5 protein-coding genes and 3 tRNA genes are annotated in these 6285 nt (G+C 57.5%); 6 read left to right on the plus strand and 2 right to left on the minus strand.

The features are described from left to right. Nucleotides 1–27: 27 nt before the first annotated feature. Nucleotides 28–936 carry a DNA-binding transcriptional activator PunR gene (punR, locus tag MKZ79_RS05920; protein WP_336140697.1) on the minus strand — a complete coding sequence of 303 codons (909 nt, stop codon included), beginning with the start codon at nt 934–936 and terminating at the stop codon, nt 28–30. A gap of 113 nt (nt 937–1049) precedes the next feature. On the opposite strand from punR, the gene punC reads away from it, so the two are divergent. Together punC and cfa are read left to right on the plus strand one after the other, a co-directional pair. Beyond that, nucleotides 1050–2237, plus strand: a complete 1188-nt coding sequence (gene punC / locus MKZ79_RS05925; protein ID WP_336140698.1) for a purine nucleoside transporter PunC — start codon at nt 1050–1052, stop codon at nt 2235–2237. A gap of 291 nt (nt 2238–2528) precedes the next feature. Further along, nucleotides 2529–3677 (plus strand): cyclopropane fatty acyl phospholipid synthase, encoded by a 1149-nt coding sequence (gene cfa, locus MKZ79_RS05930; RefSeq protein WP_336140699.1) that lies wholly within the window; start codon nt 2529–2531, stop codon nt 3675–3677. Nucleotides 3678–3715: 38 nt separating this feature from the next. On the opposite strand, the gene MKZ79_RS05935 is transcribed toward cfa, so the two are convergent. Then, on the minus strand, nt 3716–4372 hold the full coding sequence (locus MKZ79_RS05935; protein ID WP_336140700.1) for a riboflavin synthase subunit alpha: 657 nt from the start codon (nt 4370–4372) through the stop codon (nt 3716–3718). A 94-nt stretch (nt 4373–4466) separates the two neighbouring features. Here MKZ79_RS05935 and MKZ79_RS05940 point away from each other — a divergent pair, with 94 nt between their 5' ends. The 4 genes from MKZ79_RS05940 (at nt 4467) to MKZ79_RS05955 (ending at nt 6284) form a co-directional block, all read left to right on the plus strand. Beyond that, entirely contained in the window at nt 4467–5840 is a 1374-nt protein-coding gene (locus MKZ79_RS05940; RefSeq protein ID WP_336140701.1) for an MATE family efflux transporter, read from the plus strand. A 133-nt stretch (nt 5841–5973) separates the two neighbouring features. After that, nucleotides 5974–6050 (plus strand) — tRNA-Val (locus MKZ79_RS05945). Nucleotides 6051–6054: 4 nt separating this feature from the next. Next, a tRNA-Val gene (locus MKZ79_RS05950) sits at nt 6055–6131 on the plus strand. A 79-nt stretch (nt 6132–6210) separates the two neighbouring features. Then, a tRNA-Val gene (locus tag MKZ79_RS05955) sits at nt 6211–6284 on the plus strand. Nucleotide 6285: the final 1 nt, after the last annotated feature.

The raw sequence follows: 6285 nt of genomic DNA on the forward strand, positions 1-6285 counted from the left end.
CGTTACGGGCGGCGCCAGGCCGCCCTGTTAAGCTTCCCGCAGCCATTCGCTGTTCAGCGTCTCCGTTTCCCCCAGATACTCCAGTAGCCACTGCAGCGCCGGCGAAGCCTGCTGTTCCGACCAGCTGACGCAGCAGGGACTGTCCGGAAAAGGCGGATCCAGCTGCAGTTCGCACAGCGAGCCGTTTTGCAGTAGCGGTTGCGCAAGATGACCTGGCACCATGCCAACGCACAGTCCGGCCAGCAGGCAGTCGAAGGCGCTTTCCCAGTCTGGCGCCACCAGCCGTCGCTGGTTGTCCAGCGTCCAGGTCGTTCTTTTGGGCAGCGCGCGCGAGGTATCCTCCAGCACCAGCGAAGGCCATGCGCGGATCGCCTCTTCGCTGACTTTCTCCTGACGTTGCGCAAGCGGATGACCCGCTTTGACTACGCAGCGCCAGTTCAGCATCCCCATATTGCGAAAAGCGAAGCGTCCGCCAACCGGGATAGCCTGCGTCGCGCCGATCGCCACATCGACCCGACCATCGGCCAGCGCGTCCCAAACGCCGTTAAAGACTTCTGGTGACAGATGCAGTTCCATATCGGGAAAGTGGCGGTAAAAATCCACCACCAGCTGGCGGGTTCGCGACGCTTTGACGATGCGATCCACGGCGATATTCAGCTGTCCGCGCCAGCCGTTGGCGACCTGCTGACACTGCCGTCGCGTGGCAAGCATTTTTTTGATAACAAGACGCCCTTCCTGAATAAAATGTTCGCCTGCGGCCGTAAGGACGACATCCCGATGGCGTCGCTCGAACAGCGGTACCGCCAGCCACTCCTCCAGCTGTCGTACGGTATAACTGACAGCGGACGGAACGCGGTGCAGCTCCGCCGCTGCTGCGGTGAAGCTGCCGGTTCTGGCGACCGCATCAATCACTTCAAGCGAATGTTCTGACCACATAATCTTCCTGCAAAATTTTTGAACGCAGGACGCAAATATTACCGTTTCACAAGCGCCGCGCCACTCTTTTACACTGCCGGCCGCGATTCACCTGACAATAAGAGCGATTTAACATGCCTTCGAAAGGATTTTTGCTTTACCTGGCGCTGCTCAGCGTCGCCGGTTTTCTGGCCACCGATATGTATCTGCCTGCCTTTACCGCCATGCAGCAGGATCTCCAAACCGAAGCAGGCGCCATTAGCGCCAGCCTGAGCCTGTTTTTGGCGGGCTTCGCCAGCGCGCAGCTGTTCTGGGGGCCGCTTTCCGACCGTATCGGCCGCAAGCCGGTGCTGTTGATGGGGCTGGGACTCTTCGCCGTCAGCTGCGGCGCGATGTGGTGGGCGGACTCGACCGCCATGCTGCTGGTGCTGCGTTTTGTGCAGGCCGTAGGGATTTGCGCCGCCGCCGTAAGCTGGCAGGCGCTGGTTATCGACCGCTACCCCGCCGCGCAGGCCAACCGCGTTTTTGCCACTATTATGCCGCTGGTGGCGCTCTCGCCGGCGCTGGCGCCGCTGCTGGGCGCCTGGCTGCTGAACCACTTTAGCTGGCGCGCCATCTTTCTGGCGCTGCTGCTGCTGGCGCTGATCCTGCTGGTCGCCACGCTGTTTCTCGCTTCGCCCGGCGCAAAGCCACACAAAGAGGAAGCGAAAGTCGGCTTCTTTACCCTGCTGAAATCGCCGGTCTGGAGCGGCAACGTGCTGATTTACGCCGCCTGCTCCGCCAGCTTTTTCGCCTGGCTGACCGGTTCGCCTTTTATTCTGGCGGAACGGGGCCTGTCGCCTGGCGATATCGGTCTGAGCTATGTGCCGCAAACGCTGGCCTTTTTGGTCGGCGGCTACGGCTGCCGGACGCTGCTGAAACAGACGGAAGGCGCTTCGCTGCTGCCATGGCTGCTGGCGCTGTATGCGCTCAGCGTCGGCGCTTTCTTTATCGCCGCTCAGATGGAGGCGCCGTCGACCTGGGGACTGCTGCTGCCGTTTTGCGGAATGGCGCTGGCCAACGGCGCCATCTACCCGATTGTGGTCGCCAACGCGCTGCTGCCTTTTCCTCAGGCGAGCGGTAAAGCGGCCGCGCTGCAAAATACCCTGCAGCTTGGCCTCTGCTTTATCGCCAGCATGATCGTTTCCGGCTTTATCGCTACCCCGCTCTTCACTACCTCGCTGGTGATGCTGAGCACGATCTTTATGACGATGCTTGGCTATATGTTACAGCGAAGCCGGTCAGTCAGAACGACCTATGCTCGCGCAGAAAGTCGCCGTTAAGAGACTGATTCTATTTAGTTAGTCTCCTAACAATAAGCCGTTGAATATTGCCTGAGGTGAGCATATACTCAATTCAGGCAATAAATTATAACAATCCCGTATCATTTTTTTGAGTCCTGACAGGGTTGTCCGGGTATGTTGTGGCAGGCTCCCTCCGCTCTGCAGGTTTCAGTTCAATCCTCTGTAACGCCTGATATCAGGCGCACGTCGTCGCGTGCGTTTTCTCACATACCTGCGGAAATTGACTATTCTTTTTCTCAGGTTTCAATCACGAAGGGTGATGGAGAAGCTATGAGTTCATCGTGTATAGAAGAAGTGAGCCTGGAAGAAAATCAATGGTATCGCATCGTCCAGGAAATGCTGCGCAAAGCCGATATCGATATCAACGGCAGCCGCCCCTGGGATATTCAGGTGACGCACCCCGATTTCTTTAAGCGCGTGATGCAGGAAGGATCGCTGGGCCTGGGCGAAAGCTATATGGATGGCTGGTGGCAATGCGAGCGGCTGGATATGTTTTTCCATCGCGTTCTGCTGGCGAAGCTGGACCAGCAGCTGCCACATCATTTCAAAGATACGCTGCGTATCGCCGCTGCCCGTCTGACCAATCTGCAATCACGCAAGCGCGCCTGGATAGTCGGCAAGGAACATTACGATCTCGGCAACGACCTGTTCACGCTGATGCTCGATCCCTATATGCAATACTCCTGCGGCTACTGGAAAGAGGCGCAAACGCTGGAGCAGGCGCAGGAAGCCAAGCTGAGGATGATCTGCGAGAAGCTCTCGCTGGAGCCGGACATGACGCTGCTGGATATCGGCTGCGGTTGGGGAGGCCTGGCGGCTTACGCTGCACGCAACTACGGCGTAGAAGTCTCTGGCGTCACCATTTCCGCCGAGCAGCAGAAGCTGGCGCAGCAGCGCTGCGAAGGGCTGGACGTTACTATTCTGCTACAGGATTATCGTGACCTTGACCAGCAGTTCGATCGCATCGTCTCCGTGGGCATGTTTGAGCACGTTGGGCCGAAAAACTACGCCACCTATTTTGATGTCGTCGACCGCAACCTCAAGCCGGATGGCATATTTCTGCTGCACACCATCGGCGCCAATACAACGGACGATAAGGTCGATCCCTGGATCGATAAATACATCTTCCCCAATGGCCGTCTGCCTTCCGTACGGCATATCGCCGAAGCGCACGAGCCGCATTTTGTCATGGAAGACTGGCATAATTTCGGTGCGGATTACGATCTGACGCTGATGGCCTGGCACCAGCGCTTTTTAGACGCCTGGCCGCAGCTGGCGGACAGCTATGGCGAACGTTTTAAACGGATGTTCAGCTACTATCTGAACGCCTGCGCGGGCGCCTTCCGCGCGCGCGATATCCAGCTCTGGCAGGTCGTGTTTACTCACGGCAAGGAAGGCGGTTTGCGGGTGCCGCATTAGCACAGGATAAAAAGGTCGGCGCTGATGCCGACCTTTTTTTATTCCGCTTCCGGCTCGCTTTCCGCAGCGGCGGCCAGAAGTGCGGCTTCGCGCTGCGCCAGCACGCGCTCAACGGTTTCGACAATCGCCTGAGTGTGCGGATCGATCTCGATATTCACGCGATGCCCCAGACGTTTGCTGCCCAGCGTGGTTCTGGCCAGCGTTTCCGGGATAAGATGCACGCAGAATTTGGTTTTGGTGACTTCGCCTACGGTCAGGCTAATACCGTCGATACCGATAAAACCTTTATGCAGAATATATTTCATCTGCTCACTGTCCTGCGGCTTAAACCAGATTTCGCGGTTATTTTCCGAGGTCAAAATTTTCGTAATTTCCGCGGTAGTCATAATATGACCGGACATTAAATGACCGCCGATTTCATCGCTGAATTTTGCCGCGCGCTCGACGTTGATTAAATCACCTGGTTTTAAATCGCCCAGATTAGTGATGCGCAAAGTTTCTTTCACCAGATCGAAACTGACGCGATCGCCTTCAACGGCCGTGACCGTCAGGCAGCAGCCGTTGTGCGAGACGGATGCGCCCAGCTCCAGGCCCGGCAGCAGCTCCTCGGGCATACGAATGATATGCGTGCGAAAATTCGGTTTCTCTTCGATTGCCAGCACCTCTGCGGTGCCCTGCACAATACCGGTAAACATAATTATGACCTCGGTGGATTTTTCGCTATTCTTGTCAGATCTTAAAACTATATCAAATAGTCCCTCTCCCTTCAGTTAAAAAACAGGTGTATACGTGCAGAAGTATCTGACAGAGGCGCGTCAATTGCTGGCGCTGGCGATCCCGGTCATCTTCGCGCAGATAGCGCAAACCGCCATGGGCTTTGTGGATACGGTGATGGCTGGCGACGTCAGCGCCACGGATATGGCCGCGGTGGCGGTCGGTACCTCAATCTGGATGCCCGCTATTCTGTTCGGCCATGGATTGTTGCTTTCGCTGACGCCCGTTGTGGCGCAATACAATGGTTCAGGCCGCCGCGACCGCATCGCTTTTCAGGTGCGCCAGGGCTACTGGCTGGCGGCTTTCGCTTCACTGCTGGTAATGGTGGTGCTCTATAACGCGGGCTACGCTATTCGCGCCATGCACGATATCGATCCCGTTATGGCGGACAAAGCCGTCGGCTATCTGCATGCGCTGCTGTGGGGCGCGCCCGGCTATCTCTTCTTTCAGACCGCGCGCAACCAGTGTGAAGGCCTCGCGAAAACCAAGCCGGGCATGGTGATGGGCTTTCTGGGGCTGCTGGTCAATATTCCGGTCAACTATATCTTTATCTACGGCCACTTTGGTATGCCGGCGCTGGGCGGCGTTGGCTGCGGCGTGGCGACGGCATCCGTTTACTGGGTGATGTTTATCGCCATGAAATTCTGGGTATCGCGCGCCAGCTCCATGCGTGATATTCGCCTGGCGGATCGGTTCAGCCCGCCGGACGCCAAAGCGCTTGCCCGCCTGTTTAAACTTGGCCTGCCCGTCGCGCTGGCGCTGTTTTTCGAGGTGACGCTCTTCGCTGTGGTCGCGCTGCTGGTATCACCATTGGGGATTGTTGACGTGGCGGGTCATCAGATCGCGCTGAACTTCAGCTCGCTGATGTTCGTGCTGCCGCTCTCGCTTGGCGCAGCCACCACTATACGTGTGGGCTTCCGGCTTGGTCAGGGATCAACGGAAGCGGCGCGCGTTTCGGCCTGGACCGCGCAGGCTGTTGGCGTCTCCCTGGCGCTGCTGACGGCGGTGTTTACGGTGGTGTTTCGTGAGCAGATCGCCCTACTCTATAACCAGAATCCGGCGGTGGTCACGCTGGCGTCCCAGCTTATGCTACTGGCTGCCGTCTATCAGTTCTCTGATTCGATTCAGGTTATCGGCAGCGGCATCTTGCGCGGCTATAAGGATACGCGCGCCATCTTTTTTATCACCTTTATCGCTTACTGGGTACTTGGGCTGCCCTGTGGCTATATTCTGGCGCTTACCGATTGGGTGGTGGAACCTATGGGGCCGGCGGGCTTCTGGATCGGCTTTATCATCGGTCTGACCTCCAGCGCCGTTATGATGGTCTGGCGTATCCTGCGCCTGCAGCGCCAGCCTGTGGCACAGCTGCTGGCGCGCGCCGAACGCTAGCAGCGGCAGAATGTTTAAAAATGCTGCGCTTCGCACAGTTGCGCAGCAGTCGCGCTAAAATTAGCGATTTCTGCTTGCAAGCCGTCAGGGCTGTCGTTAATATTCGTCCCCGCTGTCACCCAGACAGCACAATGCGTTCTTAGCTCAGTTGGTTAGAGCACCACCTTGACATGGTGGGGGTCGGAGGTTCGAGTCCTCTAGAACGCACCAAAGTGCGTCCGTAGCTCAGTTGGTTAGAGCACCACCTTGACATGGTGGGGGTCGGTGGTTCGAGTCCACTCGGACGCACCAAATCACGTTTTCCGTCTCGTTGACCAGATTGCCGCTCAGACAGGCGTCAAAAGTTCGGGTCATCCAGAACGCCCCAAGTGCGTCCGTAGCTCAGTTGGTTAGAGCACCACCTTGACATGGTGGGGGTCGGTGGTTCGAGTCCACTCGGACGCAC

Origin of the sequence: Erwinia sp. CGal63, from assembly GCF_037026505.1 — a bacterium.
In the GTDB taxonomy this organism is placed as follows: domain Bacteria; phylum Pseudomonadota; class Gammaproteobacteria; order Enterobacterales; family Enterobacteriaceae; genus Erwinia.